The organism is Actinomadura kijaniata NBRC 14229, assembly GCF_001552175.1.
Lineage (GTDB): Bacteria > Actinomycetota > Actinomycetes > Streptosporangiales > Streptosporangiaceae > Spirillospora > Spirillospora kijaniata.
Genome location: NZ_BCQR01000100.1, coordinates 1 through 15634, shown reverse-complemented (window position 1 = coordinate 15634; position 15634 = coordinate 1). Strand labels below are relative to the sequence as shown.

The 15634-nt window shown below is 72.5% G+C and carries 16 protein-coding genes; 8 read left to right on the top strand and 8 right to left on the bottom strand.

The features are described 5' to 3' along the window. The first annotated feature begins 29 nt into the window (after window positions 1–29). Both AKI01S_RS28745 and AKI01S_RS50935 read left to right on the top strand, forming a co-directional pair. The gene (locus tag AKI01S_RS28745) at window positions 30–566 is read left to right on the top strand and encodes a glycosyltransferase (RefSeq protein WP_067824789.1); all 537 of its coding nucleotides are present in this window, start codon (window positions 30–32) and stop codon (window positions 564–566) included. Then, a complete protein-coding gene (locus tag AKI01S_RS50935) occupies window positions 563–721 on the top strand; it encodes a hypothetical protein (protein WP_218009845.1) in 159 nt (52 codons plus the stop codon). The genes AKI01S_RS28745 and AKI01S_RS50935 overlap by 4 nt, the downstream gene beginning before the upstream one ends. A gap of 51 nt (window positions 722–772) precedes the next feature. Here the strand turns inward: AKI01S_RS50935 and AKI01S_RS28740 are convergent, their stop codons facing one another. Next, window positions 773–2716, bottom strand: coding sequence for an acetoacetate--CoA ligase (locus tag AKI01S_RS28740; RefSeq protein ID WP_067824782.1), 1944 nt, complete (start codon window positions 2714–2716; stop codon window positions 773–775). Window positions 2717–2970: 254 nt separating this feature from the next. Between AKI01S_RS28740 and AKI01S_RS28735 the strand changes: the two genes are divergently transcribed. The 4 genes from AKI01S_RS28735 to AKI01S_RS28720 all read left to right on the top strand — a co-directional run bounded on the left by AKI01S_RS28735 (window position 2971) and on the right by AKI01S_RS28720 (window position 6212). Beyond that, window positions 2971–4197 carry a L,D-transpeptidase gene (locus AKI01S_RS28735; RefSeq protein ID WP_067824780.1) on the top strand — a complete coding sequence of 409 codons (1227 nt, stop codon included), beginning with the start codon at window positions 2971–2973 and terminating at the stop codon, window positions 4195–4197. Between the two features lie 13 nt (window positions 4198–4210). Then, complete coding sequence (locus AKI01S_RS28730; RefSeq protein ID WP_067824778.1) at window positions 4211–4690, top strand: ATP-binding protein; 480 nt, start codon at window positions 4211–4213, stop codon at window positions 4688–4690. Between the two features lie 81 nt (window positions 4691–4771). Continuing rightward, window positions 4772–5431 (top strand): tRNA(His) guanylyltransferase Thg1 family protein, encoded by a 660-nt coding sequence (locus AKI01S_RS28725; RefSeq protein ID WP_218009844.1) that lies wholly within the window; start codon window positions 4772–4774, stop codon window positions 5429–5431. Between the two features lie 112 nt (window positions 5432–5543). Next, on the top strand, window positions 5544–6212 hold the full coding sequence (locus AKI01S_RS28720; RefSeq protein ID WP_067824776.1) for an SMI1/KNR4 family protein: 669 nt from the start codon (window positions 5544–5546) through the stop codon (window positions 6210–6212). On the opposite strand, the gene AKI01S_RS28715 is transcribed toward AKI01S_RS28720, so the two are convergent. The 5 genes from AKI01S_RS28715 to AKI01S_RS53730 all read right to left on the bottom strand — a co-directional run bounded on the left by AKI01S_RS28715 (window position 6193) and on the right by AKI01S_RS53730 (window position 11454). After that, complete coding sequence (locus tag AKI01S_RS28715; protein ID WP_084000349.1) at window positions 6193–6906, bottom strand: HAD family hydrolase; 714 nt, start codon at window positions 6904–6906, stop codon at window positions 6193–6195. The genes AKI01S_RS28720 and AKI01S_RS28715 overlap by 20 nt on opposite strands. 157 nt (window positions 6907–7063) lie before the next feature. Continuing rightward, entirely contained in the window at window positions 7064–8695 is a 1632-nt protein-coding gene (gene pruA, locus AKI01S_RS28710; RefSeq protein ID WP_067824772.1) for an L-glutamate gamma-semialdehyde dehydrogenase, read from the bottom strand. Between the two features lie 171 nt (window positions 8696–8866). After that, window positions 8867–9373: a DUF6912 family protein gene (locus AKI01S_RS28705; protein WP_067824770.1), complete on the bottom strand. Its 507-nt coding sequence runs from the start codon at window positions 9371–9373 to the stop codon at window positions 8867–8869. 18 nt (window positions 9374–9391) lie between these two features. Then, window positions 9392–10024 carry an HAD family hydrolase gene (locus tag AKI01S_RS53735; RefSeq protein ID WP_067824768.1) on the bottom strand — a complete coding sequence of 211 codons (633 nt, stop codon included), beginning with the start codon at window positions 10022–10024 and terminating at the stop codon, window positions 9392–9394. 20 nt (window positions 10025–10044) lie between these two features. Then, window positions 10045–11454, bottom strand: coding sequence for a hypothetical protein (locus AKI01S_RS53730; protein WP_067824766.1), 1410 nt, complete (start codon window positions 11452–11454; stop codon window positions 10045–10047). A gap of 71 nt (window positions 11455–11525) precedes the next feature. Here AKI01S_RS53730 and AKI01S_RS28690 point away from each other — a divergent pair, with 71 nt between their 5' ends. Next, window positions 11526–12728 carry an acyl-CoA dehydrogenase family protein gene (locus tag AKI01S_RS28690; protein WP_067824764.1) on the top strand — a complete coding sequence of 401 codons (1203 nt, stop codon included), beginning with the start codon at window positions 11526–11528 and terminating at the stop codon, window positions 12726–12728. Between the two features lie 159 nt (window positions 12729–12887). Here the strand turns inward: AKI01S_RS28690 and AKI01S_RS28685 are convergent, their stop codons facing one another. Together AKI01S_RS28685 and AKI01S_RS28680 are read right to left on the bottom strand one after the other, a co-directional pair. Further along, window positions 12888–13784 (bottom strand): N-acetylmuramic acid 6-phosphate etherase, encoded by an 897-nt coding sequence (locus tag AKI01S_RS28685; protein ID WP_067824762.1) that lies wholly within the window; start codon window positions 13782–13784, stop codon window positions 12888–12890. Continuing rightward, entirely contained in the window at window positions 13781–14779 is a 999-nt protein-coding gene (locus tag AKI01S_RS28680; RefSeq protein ID WP_245681820.1) for a MurR/RpiR family transcriptional regulator, read from the bottom strand. The genes AKI01S_RS28685 and AKI01S_RS28680 overlap by 4 nt, the downstream gene beginning before the upstream one ends. A gap of 61 nt (window positions 14780–14840) precedes the next feature. On the opposite strand from AKI01S_RS28680, the gene AKI01S_RS28675 reads away from it, so the two are divergent. Then, on the top strand, window positions 14841–15634 hold a 794-nt coding region (locus AKI01S_RS28675), incomplete at its 3' end, for an N-acetylglucosamine kinase (RefSeq protein WP_245681819.1).

Below are 15634 nucleotides of genomic sequence, written 5' to 3'. Positions count from 1 at the left end.
CACGCCGCGTCAGGCTCCACGATCGACGCATGAGCGACTACTACGAAGCGTTCGAGGTCAGCCCGGTCCCCCACCCCGGGCCTGACGCGACGCCACCTGAGATCTTCCGGGGCATCTACGCCATGCCGATGTTCGTCACCGTGCCGACGTCGGACCTGGCCGCGTCCGTGGATTTCTGGGTTCGCGGGCTCGGGTTCATCGACCTTTTCACGACCCCCGGCCACGTCACGCACCTTCGACGGTGGATGTTCCAGGACGTCCTGCTCGTCCCGACCGGCGCCCCGCCGGCCCCTCCCACGGTGAGCGTGAGCTTCTCCTGCGTGCTGAGCCAGATCGACGAGATCGCGCGAGCGTGCACCGCGCTGGTGCCCGGATGCACGACGGGACCGCGGAAGACCCCGTGGAACACCGTGGACCTGGAGGTCGTCACCCCGGAGAACGCCCGCGTCATCCTCACCGCGGCCCGCACCTTCGACCCTGACAGCCCCGAGGCACGCAACCTCGAAGCGGCCGGCATCCCTCTCCCCAAGGAGGCGAGACCGCGCATGCCAGACTCGACGGCGTGACCGGCACGGCGATGGACGACGCCGCGGGGGTCACCGTCCGCGCCCTCCATCATTGGGACGCGATCGAACCGGGTCTGGCCACCTGGCTCCGCGACATCATCGACGCCAGCGCCCGCGGCGAAGGCATCGACCCGGACTCGGCGACCCGGACCTGACGTGTCCGCCCGCCGGCCGCCGCGGGGGCCGGACGGCCCCCGCGGGGCGGGTCACAGTGGTCGGAAGTGGCGCAGGGTCTCCGGGTTCGCCATCGAGTCGGGGTTGGCGGCCTGCTCGACCGGCGTCCCCAGCAGGATCTTGCGGACCGGGACCTCCAGCTTCTTGCCCGACAGGGTGCGCGGGACGCCCGGGACGGCGTGGATCTCGTCGGGGACGTGGCGCGGCGACAGCGCCGACCGCAGCTCCCGCTTCAGCCGGGCCACCAGGTCGTCGGTCAGCTCCACGCCCTCGGCGAGCTGGACGTACAGGAGCAGCAGGCCCTCGCGCCCCAGCCGCCCGGTGTCGATGACCAGGCTGTCGGCGATCTCGTCGAACGCCTCCACCACCCGGTAGAAGTCGGCGGTGCCCATCCGGACGCCGCCCCGGTTCAGGGTCGAGTCGGACCGGCCGTAGATCACGCAGCCGCCGTCCGGCCGCACCTTGATCCAGTCGCCGTGCCGCCACACGCCCGGGTACATCTCGAAGTAGGACTCGCGGTAGCGGGCGTGGTCCTCGTCGTTCCAGAAGAACACCGGCATCGACGGCATCGGCTCGGTGAGCACCAGCTCGCCGACCTCGTCCACCACGGCCTTGCCCGCGTCGTCGAACGCCTCCACCCTCGCGCCCAGCCCCCGCGTCTGGATCACGCCCGCGTGCAGCGGCAGCAGCGGGCACGGGCCGACGAAGCCGGTGCACAGGTCCGTCCCGCCGGAGAACGAGCCGAGCAGCAGGTCGCGGCCGACGTTCTCGTACACCCAGGTGAACCCCTCGGGCGGCAGCGGCGAGCCGGTGGAGCCGATGCCGCGCAGCCGCGACAGGTCGTGCTCGGCGCCGGGGCGGCGGCCCTCCTTCAGGGAGGCCGTGAGGTAGGGCGCGCCGACGCCCATGTACGTCGCGTTCGTCTCGGCGACCAGGGTCCACAGGTCCAGCGGCGCGCCGTCGTACATGACGATCGTGGCCCCCACCAGCAGGCCGCCGACCAGGTAGTTCCACATCATCCAGCCGGTGGTGGTGTACCAGAAGAACACGTCCTCGTGGCCGAGGTCCTGGTGGAACGACAGCGCCTTCAGGTGCTCCAGCACGATGCCGCCGTGGCCGTGCACGATCGGCTTGGGCAGGCCGGTGGTGCCCGAGGAGTACACCACCCACAGCGGGTGGTCGAACGGGACCGCCTCGAACTCCGGCGCGTGCCCGCCGCGCGGCAGGTCCGCGTACGGCAGGACGTCCGGCATCGTCGCGGCCGGGTCCAGGTAGGGCACGAGGACGGTGGCGTTCAGCGTGGGCAGCGCCGCGCGGATCTCGGCGACGGTGTCGCGGCGGTCGAACCGCCTGCCGTTGTAGGCGTAGCCGTCCACGGCCAGCAGCACCTTCGGCTCGATCTGCGCGAACCGGTCGATCACCGACGACGACCCGAAGTCCGGCGAGCACGACGACCAGATCGCGCCGAGCGACGCGGTGGCCAGGAAGCACACCAGCGCCTCGGGGATGTTGGGCAGGTAGGCGGCGACGCGGTCGCCCCGGCCGACGCCGAGCTCCACCAGGCCCGCGCGGACCTCGCCGACGTGCAGGGCGAGCTCGCGGAACGACATCACCCGGTGCCCGCCCTGCTCGGAGCGGAACACCACGGCCGTGTCGTCGGGGTGGGTGTCGGCGCGGCGCAGCGCGTTGGCGGCGTAGTTCAGGGTCGCGCCGGGGAACCACCGCAACCCGTCCACCGGCGTCGGCCCGCCGATCCGCACCGGCCCGTCACCGCGGTCGCCGAGGACGTCGAAGTACTCCCAGACCGAGTCCCAGAACGCGTCGACCTCGGTCACCGACCAGTCCCACAGCTCCCCGGGCGACTCGGTGAGCACCCCGCGATCCCACAGCCAGTGCTGGTAGTGGGTCAGACGGGCGTTGGCGATGACGGCCTCGGACGGCTCCCACAGCGGGACGCCCTCGGGCACCTGGGACATGAGCACTCCCCTCCTACCGCGCCCCTTCGCGCGGCGTTCCCAATCTGGAGGATCCCTCCCCTCCGGCGCAACCAGGCGCTTTCCCGGGACCGCGGCGAGCCGGAGGGCGCCGTCCCCGCACGTCGGGGCCCGCCGCGTGGCAATCTGGGGACTCGCGGACGCCACGCCCCCCACTTGGGCCCGGATGGCGGCGTGGCGGTCCGGTTCTGAGTAACGTTCAACCTTGAAGTTTCTTGACCAAACAAGGGAAAACGGTGCGACGGGGAACCACGGTGCTGGTGCTCGTCCTGGGGCTGGTTGCGGCCTGCTCCTCGGGCGGCGGGGACGAGACGGTCCAGGGAGGGAAGGACGGCGCCCCCTCGGTGTCGATCAGCCCGGCGAACGCGACGACGGACGCCCCGCCCGACAGGGGCGTGACCGTCACGGCGAACGGCGGGACGCTCAGCCAGGTCACGGTGCGCAGCCGGGGCGCGGAGGTGCCCGGCTCGCTGTCGCCGGACAAGCGGACCTGGCGGTCGTCCTGGACGCTCACGCCGGGCGCGAGGTACCAGGTGTCGGCCACCGCGACCGGCAACGGCAAGACCACCAACGCCACCAGCGGGTTCCGCACGGTCAAGGACGTCGCCGCCACGACCATCACCAACGTGATCCCCGCCAACGGGCAGAAGGTCGGCGTCGGCATGCCGATCATGGTGCAGTTCAACAAGCCGGTCCCGGAGCGGGCGCGGGCGGCCGTCGAACACTCCCTGGAGATCGTCTCGACGCATCCGACCGAGGGCGCCTGGCGCTGGGTGGCCGCCAACGAGTCGTTCAACGGCCTGCCGTCGGTGATGTTCCGGCCGCGCAGGCCCTGGGCCCCGAACCAGAGGGTGAAGCTCGTCGCGCACTACGCGGGCGTGCGGATCGGCGACAAGGTGTTCGGCGCCCGGGACGTCACCCGCGAGTTCACCGTCGGCGACGCCCACACCGTCACCATCTCCGCCACGACCCACCGCGCGGTCGCCAGGAGCAACGGCAAGGTCGTCAAGACCTGGCCGGTCAGCCTGGGCCGCGGCGGCGACGTGTGGCCCGACGGCGTCGACCACCAGCTCACCACCAGCGGCGTCCACCTGACCATGAACAAGGTCCGGCTGGAGAGGATGGAGTCGCCCGGCAAGAAGAAGGGCGAGCCCGGCTACTACCTGGAGATGGTCCCGTGGGCCTACCGGATCTCCAACAGCGGCGAGTACATCCACCAGAACATGGACGACCCGTCCTGCCTCGGCAACCGCAACTGCTCCCACGGCTGCGTCCGCTCCCCCGAGGCCTCGGCCAGGTGGTTCTTCAACTGGGCCTACCCGGGTGACATCGTGAACATCACGGGCACCAAGCGGAAGCTGGACTGGTGGAACGGCTGGGGGTACTGGCAGATGCCGTTCGAGAGGTGGACCGAGGGCAGCGCCCTCAGGAAGCCGGTGACGACCCGGTCCTTCCAGAGCTGACACCGGACGTCCCGTGCCAGAGCTCGCGGTCCTGATCGGCCTCCAGGCGTCGGGCAAGACCACGTTCTACCGGCGGCGCCTGGCCGCCTCCCACGTCCACGTCAGCAAGGACGCCTTCCCCCGGTCGGCGCGCCGCCGCCAGGCCCGCCAGCTCCGGCTGGTCGACGAGGCCCTGGCGGCGGGGCGCGACGTCGCGGTCGACAACACCAACCCCTCACCCGAGGAGTGGGCGCCGCTGATCGAGCTGGGACGGCGGTACGGGGCGCGGATCACCGCCTACTGGTTCCCGCCCGACGTCCCCGCCTCACTGACCCGCAACGCCGCACGGCCGCCCGCGGAGCGCGTACCCGACGTAGGGATCTACGCGACCCTCAAACGCCTGCGCCGCCCCCACCCGAACGACGGTTTCGACGCGCTGTGGTCGGTGGAGCACGACGGCGAGGGAGGCTTCACCGTCACCGCGCTGCCCGGGGAGGGCCCCGGCGCGCCCTGAGGCGACGGACAAATCGGATGCCCGGCGCGGGGATCCGTGCCACGCTCGGGCACCTGCGCGGCGTCGTGCGAGAGGGGCCCGATGAGGACGACGGATCTTGAGACGCGGATGCGGGAGCGGGAGTGGTTCCACTCCCTGACGTTGCTGCCCGGTGCCTGGGCCGTGGTCCGGGTGGACGGCCGCGGCTTCTCGCGGTACACCGAGAGTCGCTTCGAGAAGCCGTTCGACCTCCGCTTCTCCGAGCTGATGACCGGTACCGCGCGGGTCCTGCTGGAGGAGCTGGGCGGCCGGTACGCCTACACCGAGAGCGACGAGATCTCGGTGGTGCTGCCGCCGGGGTTCGACCTGTTCGGGCGGGAGGTGGAGAAGCTGGTGTCGCTGTCGGCGGGGATCGCCTCGGCCGCGTTCACCTCCGCCGCCGGGGAGGTCGCGGTGTTCGACTCCCGCGTCTGGATGGGGACGGGGCTCGGCGACGTCCTGGACTACCTGTCCTGGCGGCAGGCCGACGCGACCCGCTGCGCCCTCAACGGCTGGTGCTACTGGACGCTCCGCAAGAGCGGTGCCACCCCCCGCCAGGCCACCCGCGCCCTGGAGGGGACGACGACCTCCGACAAGAACGACCTGCTCCACTCCCACGGCGTCAACTTCAACGAGGTCCCCGCCTGGCACGCCGCGGCGTCGGCCTGTGGTGGGAGACCTACGAGAAGACCGGCCACGACCCGGTCCGCGGCGTGGACGTGACCGCGACCCGCCGCCGGGTGCGGGTCGAGCGCGGGCTGCCGATGAAGGACGCCTACCGCGACCTGGTGCGCGGCCTGCTGGATGTCGGCGTTCCCGCCTAGAGTCGTCCACCATGACGATCGACTGGATCCGGGTGCGGGAACGCGTCGCCGCGCTCGCCGCCTCCCCGCACGCCGCCGGGGTGTTCGGCGGGCACAGCCACCGCTTCGAGCTGGAGCCCGTCCTGACGCCGGACGAGCTCGCCGAGGCCGAGGCGCAGTTCGGCGTCACCCTCCCCGAGGACTACCGGGGCTTCCTGCTCCACGCGGGGCGCGGCGGCGCGGGCCCCTCGCACGGGATCTTCCCGCTGCGGCGGGGGAAGGACGGGTGGCGCTGGGAGGGCGACGGGGCCGACCTCGCCTCGCTCACCCGGCTGCGCGAGCCGTTCCCCGTCCGGGGGCCCGATCCCGCGGCGCTCGACGCCCTGCTCGCCGAGCGGCCCGAGGAGGAGGACTTCGAGGACGTCGACGCGTTCGACGTGGCCTACGAGGCGTGGGACGAACGCCTCGCCGAGCTGCTGTGGAACGAGGACCGGACCGTCGGCGCGGTCTGCCTGTGCCACCACGGCTGCGCGGCGCGCGAGTGGCTGGTGGTCAGCGGGCCGGAGCGCGGCACGGTCTGGAGCGACGACCGCGTCGACGAGGTGGACCTGCGCCCGCGCGGGGAGCGCACGACGTTCGGGCGGTGGTACCTGGAGTGGCTGGCGGAGGCCGAGGAGCAGGTCAGAGCGTCAGCTCGGTGATCGCCGACAGGAGCGCGCCCGTGTCGGACAGGTCGTCCAGCACGCGGTCCGCGCCCGCCGCGCGCAGCTCGGCGGCGGTCGCGCCGCCGGTCGCCACCGCGACGATCGGGGAGCCCGCGATGTGCGCGGCCTGGACGTCGCGCGGGTGGTCGGCGACGTAGACCGTGGCGGTCTCGCGGAAGCGGGTGCGGTGCTTGTCGCCGGTGCGGGTGCGGGCGAGGTCCAGCAGCGCGGCCTTGCTGTAGACGCCGGTCTCGTAGCCGCCGGTGTCCAGGTCGAGGTGGTCGGCCAGGCCCAGTTCGGTGAGCTTCAGGACGGCGTTGGGCCGGATGCAGCCGGTCAGCACCGACTGGGCGGTCCGGGGGGCGCTCAGCCGGGCCAGCGCGGCGATCGCCTCGCGGGCCCCGGCCAGGACGCGGCCCTGGGCCCGCAGGTCCGCGCGGCGCTCGGCGAACGTCTCGGCCAGCGCCGCCGTGAACGCCGGCAGGTGGTCGTCGTCCGGCGCGATGTCGTTGAAGGCCAGCGTCTCGAAGATGATCTCCGATTCGGTGCGGCCGTGGGTGGGGGCCAGCCGGACCATGGGGCGGCCGGTGGTGCGGCGGAACGCCGCGGCGTACGCCTCGCGGGTGACGCGTCCGACGTCCACCAGCGTGTGATCGATGTTCCACAGCACCAGGCGGTTCAACGTCGTCATCCCGTTTTCCATCAGCGTGGTCCGTTCCCTGCGGGGGCGCACCAATGGTCGGCCCTCGCGGTCACTCCGCGCAACCGCGCGCCCCGGCGGGGGACGTGGCCTCGGTCACGCCGCGGCCGCGACCGCCGGGGCGGTCGCGGCCGCGGCGCGTGCCGGGTCAGGAGCCCATGTGCGGGTACCGGTGGTCGGTCGGCGGCACGAACGTCTCCTTGACCGACCGGGCGTTGACCCAGCGGACCAGGTTGAAGATCGAGCCGGCCTTGTCGTTGGTGCCCGACGACCGCGCGCCGCCGAACGGCTGCTGGCCGACGACCGCGCCGGTGGGCTTGTCGTTGACGTAGAAGTTGCCCGCCGCGAAGCGCAGCTTCTCCGACGCCGCCGCGATGGCCTGCCGGTCCTGCGCGATGATCGCGCCGGTGAGGGCGTACTGCGCGACGCTCTCCATCTGGTCGAGCGCCCGGTCGTAGTCGGCGTCGTCGTAGACGTGGACGCCGAGGATCGGGCCGAAGTACTCGGTGGTGAAGATCTCGTCGGTCGGGTCCGCCGACTCCAGCACCGTCGGGCGCACGAAGTAGCCCTGGGAGTCGTCGCACTCGCCGCCGACCAGGATGTCCACCGTGTCCACCGACCGGGCGCGCTCGATGGCGGCCCTGTGCTTGGCGAACGCCCGCTCGTCGATCACCGCGCCCATGAACGCCGACAGGTCCTCGGCGACGTTGCCCATGGTCAGCGACTCGACGGTGGCCAGGAAGTCGTCCTTGATCCGGTTCCACAGGGAGCGCGGGACGTAGGAGCGGGAGGCCGCCGAGCACTTCTGGCCCTGGTACTCGAACGCGCCGCGGATCAGCGCGGTCTGGAGCACCGCCGGGTCGGCCGACGGGTGCGCGACGACGAAGTCCTTGCCGCCGGTCTCGCCGACCAGGCGCGGGTAGCCCCGGTAGCCGGAGATGTTCTCGCCGACGGTCCGCCACAGGTGCTGGAAGGTGGCGGTGGAGCCGGTGAAGTGGATGCCCGCCAGGTCCGGGTGGGTCAGCGCGACGCGGGACACGGCCTGGCCGTCGCCGGTCACCAGGTTGATCACGCCCGGCGGGAGCCCGGCCTCCTCCAGCAGCCGCATGGTGAAGTGCGCGGCGAACTGCTGGGTCGGCGACGGCTTCCAGACCACCACGTTGCCCATGAGGGCGGCCGAGGTGGGCAGGTTGCCCGCGATGGCGGTGAAGTTGAACGGGGTGATCGCCAGGACGAAGCCCTCCAGCGGGCGGTACTCCATGCGGTTCCACACGCCCGGCGAGGAGATCGGCTGCTGGGTGTGCAGCTCACGGGCGTAGGCCACGTTGAACCGCCAGAAGTCGATCAGCTCGCAGGCGGAGTCGATCTCGGCCTGCTGGACCGACTTGGACTGGCCGAGCACGGTGGCGGCGTTCAGCACGTTGCGCCACGGACCCGCCAGCAGCTCGGCCGCCTTGAGGAAGATCGCGGCGCGGTCGTCGAACGACAGGGCGCGCCAGCCCGGGGCCGCCCGCCGCGCCGCCTCGATGGCCGCGCGCACGTCGTCGTCGGTGGAGTTGCGCAGCGTGCCCAGCACGTGCCCGTGGTTGTGGGGCTCGACCACCTCGATTGGGTCGCCGCCGCCCAGGCGCTGCTCCCCGTCGATGGTCTGGGTCAGGTCGATCCGCTCGCCGGCCAGTTCCTTGATCTTGGCTTCGAGCGAGGCGCGCTCGGGGGTGCCCGGCGCGTAGCCCTTGACCGGCTCGTTCACCGGTACCGGCACGTTGGTGACGGCGTCCATTGGTCGCTCCCTGTCAGGTCCCGACATCGTTGTCGTGGCGCACGATCGGCATGCGCCAGCGCGTCGCCCGGATGCCCGGGGATCTACCCGGGCCACCGGCCCGCGACGCGCGCGCCACCAGCCTATGAAACTTTGCCGGTTCTGCCCGATTCGGTGCCCTGGGAGCCCAGCTCAGGGGGCGAGGTCGCCGAGCTCCTGGGTGGCGTACCACATCAGCTCGTGCCCCTCGGCGCCGTCCACGGTGAACGCGGCGTCCTCGTCGCCCGCGTCGGCGGCGGCCAGCGCCGCGACGGCCGCGCGCACGTCGGCCTCGGCGTCGGGGTCGTCGACGTGCCCGGAGGCGACCTTCTTCCAGGGGACCTCGGCGGTGAGGCGCACGCGGGCGCGTTCCTCGTCGCCGTACACGGTCTCGACGTCCTGGTCGGGCACCTCCACGGCCAGCACCACGCGCCGCGCCGGAGCCCCGGGCCCCCGGTCGAGCTCGGGGGCGAGCAGGCGCAGCGAGGCGCGGGCGGCGGCGGTCATCGCCGCGTACTCCAGCTCCTCCTGGTCGCCCTCGGCGTACCACTCGCGCAGCGCGGGCGTGACCGCGTAGCCCGTCAGCGGGGCCGGACCGATCCGGCGGGCGGTGTGGATCTCGGCGAGGAGCGGCAGCGTGGCCGGAAGATAGACGCGCATGGCAGGACAAGGGTAGGGCTACAGCGCGCCGAGTTCGCGCAGCGCCGCGACCGTGGCGTCGGGATCGGTGTGCAGGACGGCCGTCATGCCGACGGCCTCGGCGGCGCGCACGTTGTGGTCGATGTCGTCGATGAACACGCACTCGGCCGGGGTGAGGTCCAGCAGGTCGGCGGCGTGCCGGAAGATCCGCTGGTCGGGCTTGCGCATCCCGACCTCGCAGGAGATCACCACGGCGTCGAACAGGTCGGCGAACAGGTCGCGCGGGTACTCGTTGCCCCAGGAGTTGGACAGCAGCGCGGTCCGGGTGCCCGCCGCGCGGGCCTCCCGCAGCGCCGCGTACATCGGCTCGACCGGCGCGAACGCCGCGAACATCCGGTTGATCAGACCCTCGGCGACGACCGGGTTCCCGTCGATGGTGAGCAGCTCGGCGGCCAGCAGGCGTTCGAACTCGGCCGGGTCGAGGGTGCCGTCCTCCAGGCCGTGGATGGGGTTCAGCCCGCCGCCGTCGTAGGCGGCCTTCACCCAGGCCCGCATGATCGCCCGGTAGCGGTCGGCGTCGATGCGGTCGGCCTCCAGCCAGCGGGCGACGGCTTCGTTCAGCGGGGAGGTCAGGACGCCGCCCCAGTCGGTGATGACTGCTCTGATGGCCACGGCCCGATGGTAAAGCACTACTAACCGGGACGTTTCGCCAAGGCGGCGAGCATGATCAGGGGAACGGCGGGCAGCACGTAGCGGTAGTCGAACTGCGCGGTGAACACCGGCACCAGCAGCAGCGTCACCCCGGCCGCCCAGGGCAGCAGGGCGTCCCCGCCCCACGCGCGCCGCTCCCGCACGATCCGCGCGGCGCCGAGCAGCACGAACGCGCCGAGCACCGTCCCCGGCAGGTAGGCGAACCGCTGGTAGGTCCCCAGGAACGAGGAGTAGGGCCGCACGGCCCTCGTCTCGGTGAAGCCGGGGTCGTACTTGCGGATCAGCCGGTCGCCGTCCGGCAGCGCCTCCTTGGCGTCGTCCCGGAACAGGTAGTACTCGTAGGTGTCCCGGTCGGGGAACGTCGGGTGCCCCCACCGGAACGTCCGCGCGATGTCGGTCCCGGCGATCGCCAGGTAGTCCAGCGGCTGCGACACGATGGCGCGGACGGCGAACGAGCGCATCAACGCCTCGCTCTCCTTGGAGAACCCCTCGGCGTCCACCCGGTGCCGGGGGGCCTGCATGCCCCAGATGTAGGACTTGCGCACCGAGCGGCGTTCCGGGTCGGAGGCCAGGCACAGCGGCATCTCCTCGACCGGCACGCGCATCCTGTGGCAGTCGGCGAACGGGGCGACGCGCCCGTACAGGAAGATGCCCGTGCTCCGGTTCATGCCGAACTGCCCCTGCTCGACGGCGAACCACGTGCCGTAGCCGGCCAGCATCAGCACCACCGTCGCGACGCCCGCCACGATGGTCCGCCACGGCACCCGCCGCGCCAGCAGGAACACCACCAGCGGGGCCAGCAACGGCAGCCCCGCCGTCCGCGTGATCGCCGCCAGCCCGACCAGCACGGCCCCCGCGACGACGTGGCGGCGCGTCAGCTCGCGCGGCCACAGGAAGACGGTCACGGCGGCCATCACCAGGAACGCGAACAGCGTGTCGGACATGACCATCTGTTCGAGCTGGACCTGGAAGGCGTCCAGCAGCACCGGGACGGTCGCCGCGCCCGCCGGCCACGGCCGCACGCCGCGCCGGACCAGCAGCGCGTACAGCATGACCGCCATCCCGACGCCCATGGCGTGTTGCAGGAACGCCACCCAGGCCAGGCCGGGCAGCGGCGCCAGGAACAGCGAGTAGCCGCTCGGCCGGATGAGGCTGGGCATCAGGTGGACGGCGCCCGACAGGTAGTCGATCGAGTCGGGGAACCACATGACGGGCCGGTAGCCGAGCATCGCGGCGGCGCGCAGCGCGATCCCGAGGAGCGCCGCCAGCAGGAACGGCCAGTGCCGCCGGGCGAACGGGCGTACGCGACCCCACCGGCCGCCCCGCTCCGAGGGCGTGGGGTCCGGTTCCGTGTCCGCCGCGCCTGCCGACGCCTCCGTGGATGTGGTCATGACCGCTCCGCAGGATATCCACGCCCGCACCCGGCCGGGGAAACCGAATCTCGTTCTGCCAGACTGGCCGCATGGACTTCGAACCCAGCCCGAAGGCACGCGAGTACCAGGAAAGACTGCGGGAGTTCATGGACGAGCGCGTGTACCCGGCCGAGCCGGAGTACGCGCGGTGGCGGGCGGAGCACATGGCCACCGACCCCCACGCCCTCCCGCCCGTCGTCGAGGAGCTGAAGGCCGAGGCCCGCGCGCGGGGCCTGTGGAACCTGTTCCTGCCCGACGTCTCCGGCCTGTCCAACCTGGAGTACGCGCCCCTCGCCGAGCTGACGGGCCGGTCCCCCGACCTGGCGCCGGAGGCGGTCAACTGCGCCGCCCCCGACACCGGCAACATGGAAGTCCTGCACATGTTCGGCACGCCCGAGCAGAAGAAGCGGTGGCTGGAACCGCTGCTGGACGGGGAGATCCGGTCGGCGTTCGCGATGACCGAGCCGGAGGTGGCCTCCTCCGACGCCACCAACATCACCACCAGCATCGTCCGCGACGGCGACGAGTACGTGGTCAACGGCCGCAAGTGGTTCATCACCGGCGCCGCCGACGAGCGCTGCAAGATCTTCATCGTGATGGGCAAGACCGACCCGGACGCCCCCGCGCACCGCCAGCAGTCACAGATCCTGGTCCCCCGCGACACCCCCGGCGTGCGGATCGTCCGCCATCTGCCGGTCTTCGGCTACCAGGACCAGCACGGCCACTCGGAGATCGTCTTCGAGGACGTCCGCGTCCCGGCGGCGAACCTGATCGCGCGGGAGGGCGACGGCTTCATGATCGCCCAGGCGCGGCTCGGGCCCGGCCGCATCCACCACTGCATGCGCGCCCTCGGCATGGCCGAACGGGCGCTGGAGCTGATGTGCGCGCGGGCGACGGCGCGGGTGGCGTTCGGCGAGCCGCTGGCCGCCCAGGGCGTGGTCCGCCAGCAGATCGCCGAGTCCCGCATGGCGATCGAGCAGGCCCGGCTGCTGACCCTCAAGACCGCCTGGCTGATCGACCGGCACGGCGCCAAGGGCGCCCGCAGCGAGATCGCCGCGATCAAGGTCGTGGTCCCCCGGATCACCCACGAGGTCCTGGACCGCGCGATCCAGGTCCACGGCGGCATGGGCGTCTCCGACGACACCCCGCTGGCGCAGATGTACTCCTGGGTCCGGGCGATGCGGATCTTCGACGGCCCCGACGAGGTCCACGTCCGCACCGTGGCCCGCCAGGAGCTGCGCCGGTACGAGTGAGCCGGCACGAGGGAGCCGGCACGGGTGAGCCCGCGCGCGGCCCGCGAACGCGCGCGTCCCGCCCGGTTCCGCCGGGCGGGACGCGACCTGTCCGTGACGTCGGGAGCTTCCTTCAGGGTCGGGCGGGACCGGCACCCCCGGTCCCGCGGTGGGGGTCCGTCAGGCGGACCTCAGTCGTTGCAGCGCCTCGCGGACCCCGCCGTCGCTCTCCTCCAGCGCCGCGGTCGCCCGCGCCGCCGGAACCTCCCCGAGCAGCGACACCAGTGCCACGCGCGTGTTGCCGCCCGCCTCGGCCAGCGCGTTCTCACACGTCCGGGCGTCGAACCCGGTCGCCTCGGTGAGAATGCGGACCAGCCGCGCGCGCAGCTTGGCGTTCAGCGCGTTCACGCTGACCATCAGGTTCGAGTAGGTCCGCCCGAGCCGGATCATCAGGGTCGTCGAGAACGAGTTGAGCACCAGCTTGGTGGCGGTGCCCGCCTTCATCCGCGTCGAACCGCTGATCACCTCCGGTCCGGTGGCCAGGCCGATGTGGACGTCGACCTCCTCCCCGTAGGGGGTGTGGGGATTACAGCTGATCAGTGCGGTGTGCGCCCCGGCCCGCGCCGCCGCCCGCAGGGCGCCGATCACGTACGGGGTGCGCCCGCTGGCGGCGACCCCGACCGCGATGTCGCCGCGCGCCACGTCGGCGGCGTCGCGCGCGCCGAGGTCGGCGTCGTCCTCCACGTCGGAGATCGCCTGGGACAGCGCCCCCGGCCCCCCGGCGTGGTGGGCGACCACGCGGCCCCACGTCCCGAACGTCGGGGGGATCTCGGCGGCGTCGATGACGGCGAGCCGTCCCGACGTCCCGGCACCGAAGTAGTGGACACGGCCCCCGGCGCGCAGCGACGCGACCGCGAGCTCGACCAGCTCGGCGATCTGCGGCAGCACGGCGGCCACCGTCATCGGCACCGTGGCGTCCTCGCTGTTGATCAGACGCAGCACCTCCATGGTGGGAAGGGTGTCGACGTCGAGGGTCCGTGGGTTACGGCCCTCGGTGGGCAGATCGCAGTCGATCACCGACGCCTCCGGTCGGGTCGCACGGTCCGGCCGCGGACCGCCTCGAACGTGGCCTCCAGGGCCTTACGGGTGGGTCCGTAGGTTCGCTGCGCGATCCCCACGAACAGGCAGTCGACCACGGTGAGCTGCGCCAGCCGGCTGGCGGTGGCGCCGGAGCGGAACGTCGTCTCCCGCGCCGCCGTGGTCAGAACGAGATGCGCGACTTCCGCGATGGGTGACTTGGGGAAGTTGGTCAGGGCCACCGTGACCGCCCCGCGGCCCTTGGCCACCTCCAGGGCGTCGATGGTCTCGACCGTGGCGCCGGTGTGCGAGATGCCGACGGCCACGTCCCCCTGCCCCAGCACGGCCGCGCTGGTGAGCATGATGTGGGCGTCGGACCAGGCGGAGCACACCCGGCCGATGCGGTGCAGCTTCTGCTGGAAGTCCATGGCGACGAACGCGCTGGCGCCCACGCCGTAGACGTCCACCCGGTTCGCGGCGACGACGGCGTCCACGACCTGCTCGAGCGTCTTGATGTCGAGCTGGGCCGCGGTCTCCTCGACCGCCCGCGCGTCGGCGAAGGTCACCTTCTCCACGATCTGCTCTAGGGAATCGTCGGGACTGATGTCGCTTCCGATGACCCGGCCGCCGGTGGCGCTCTGCGCCCGGCCCGCCTCGGTGGCCAGGGTCAACCTCAGCTCTGGATATCCATGGAACCCGATGGCGCGGCAGAACCTGATGACGGTGGTCTCAGAGGTGCCGCAGTTCTGGGCGAGTTCCGTGATGGTCGAGTTGGCGACCCCTTCGGGGTCGTCGATGACACGTTGCGCGACGCGACGCTCCGCCGGGGGCAGCGAGGGCAGCAGGGACCGCACCCGCACGACGGTGCTGAGCGGCGCGGCCTGGCTGCCCGGAGAGGAGGACGCCCCCTGCGTCCCCGTCTGAGGCCCGGCCTGTTCCACAGGCGTTCCGACCTCCCCTGTGCTCCCCGGCTCCGAGCCGGTGGGTTTCCTCATGTAAGGAATTTTCTTACCCTCGTGATGTCACGTCAACGGTAGAAAAGGCTACGGTCGGCGTGTGTTGACCCATTTGGCCGGTCCGTACGTGATCGGCATAGACGCGGGTGGCACGAAGACCCGCTGTGTCGTACTAACGCTCGGGGGCGCCCTGGCCGGTTGTGGCACCGGCCCCGGCGCCAACCCCAACTCCGGGGGCGACACCGCGGGGGCGCTCACCACGGCCCTGCGGGAGGCTCTCGGCGACCTGGACCGCTCCCTGGTGCTGGCCGGGGTGTTCGGCATCGCCGGCGCGGGCTCGGCCGGACGGCCCGCCGCCGTCGCCGCCGCGCGACAGGCGTGGAGGGAGGTGGGCCTGCGCGGATCCCCGGCCGTCGTCACCGACATCGCCGTGGCGTTCGCCGCCGGAACCGACGCCGACAAGGGCATCGTGGTGTTCTCCGGCACCGGTGCCGGCGCGGCCGTGATCAGCGACGGCACGATCGTGCGGCGCGCCGACGCCTACGGCTGGCTGGTCGGCGACGAGGGATCGGCGGTGTGGCTGGGCCGCGAGGCGGTCCGCGCGACGCTGGCCGCCCTGGACGGCCGCAGCCACCCGACCGTGCTGACCGAGACGGTGCCGCACGCCCTGCTCGGCCCGGCGGTGATCGCGGAGCTGGAGAACACCCGGCACCGGCGGCGGCACCGGACGCTGGCCTCGGTCGGCGCGGCGACGACCCGCTCCGGCCGCTCCGGCTCGGCGCTGTCCTCCGGCGGCGTCGCGCACGGCGTCGGAACGGCGGTGCTCGGCCCCGAGCAGCCGGGCGGGCTCGTCCCCGGCCCGGCGCTGGCCGCCGGGTACGGCGCGGGCGGCCA

What these genes read in the sequence shown, in the direction of transcription:
- AKI01S_RS28745 (WP_067824789.1), top strand. Translation starts at nt 30, where the DNA reads ATGAGCGACTACTACGAAGCGTTCGAGGTCAGCCCGGTCCCCCACCCC.
- AKI01S_RS28740 (WP_067824782.1), bottom strand. Translation starts at nt 2,716, where the DNA reads ATGTCCCAGGTGCCCGAGGGCGTCCCGCTGTGGGAGCCGTCCGAGGCC.
- AKI01S_RS28725 (WP_218009844.1), top strand. Translation starts at nt 4,772, where the DNA reads ATGAGGACGACGGATCTTGAGACGCGGATGCGGGAGCGGGAGTGGTTC.
- AKI01S_RS28720 (WP_067824776.1), top strand. Translation starts at nt 5,544, where the DNA reads ATGACGATCGACTGGATCCGGGTGCGGGAACGCGTCGCCGCGCTCGCC.
- AKI01S_RS28715 (WP_084000349.1), bottom strand. Translation starts at nt 6,906, where the DNA reads ATGACGACGTTGAACCGCCTGGTGCTGTGGAACATCGATCACACGCTG.
- pruA (WP_067824772.1), bottom strand. Translation starts at nt 8,695, where the DNA reads ATGGACGCCGTCACCAACGTGCCGGTACCGGTGAACGAGCCGGTCAAG.
- AKI01S_RS28705 (WP_067824770.1), bottom strand. Translation starts at nt 9,373, where the DNA reads ATGCGCGTCTATCTTCCGGCCACGCTGCCGCTCCTCGCCGAGATCCAC.
- AKI01S_RS53730 (WP_067824766.1), bottom strand. Translation starts at nt 11,454, where the DNA reads ATGACCACATCCACGGAGGCGTCGGCAGGCGCGGCGGACACGGAACCG.
- AKI01S_RS28690 (WP_067824764.1), top strand. Translation starts at nt 11,526, where the DNA reads ATGGACTTCGAACCCAGCCCGAAGGCACGCGAGTACCAGGAAAGACTG.
- AKI01S_RS28680 (WP_245681820.1), bottom strand. Translation starts at nt 14,779, where the DNA reads ATGAGGAAACCCACCGGCTCGGAGCCGGGGAGCACAGGGGAGGTCGGA.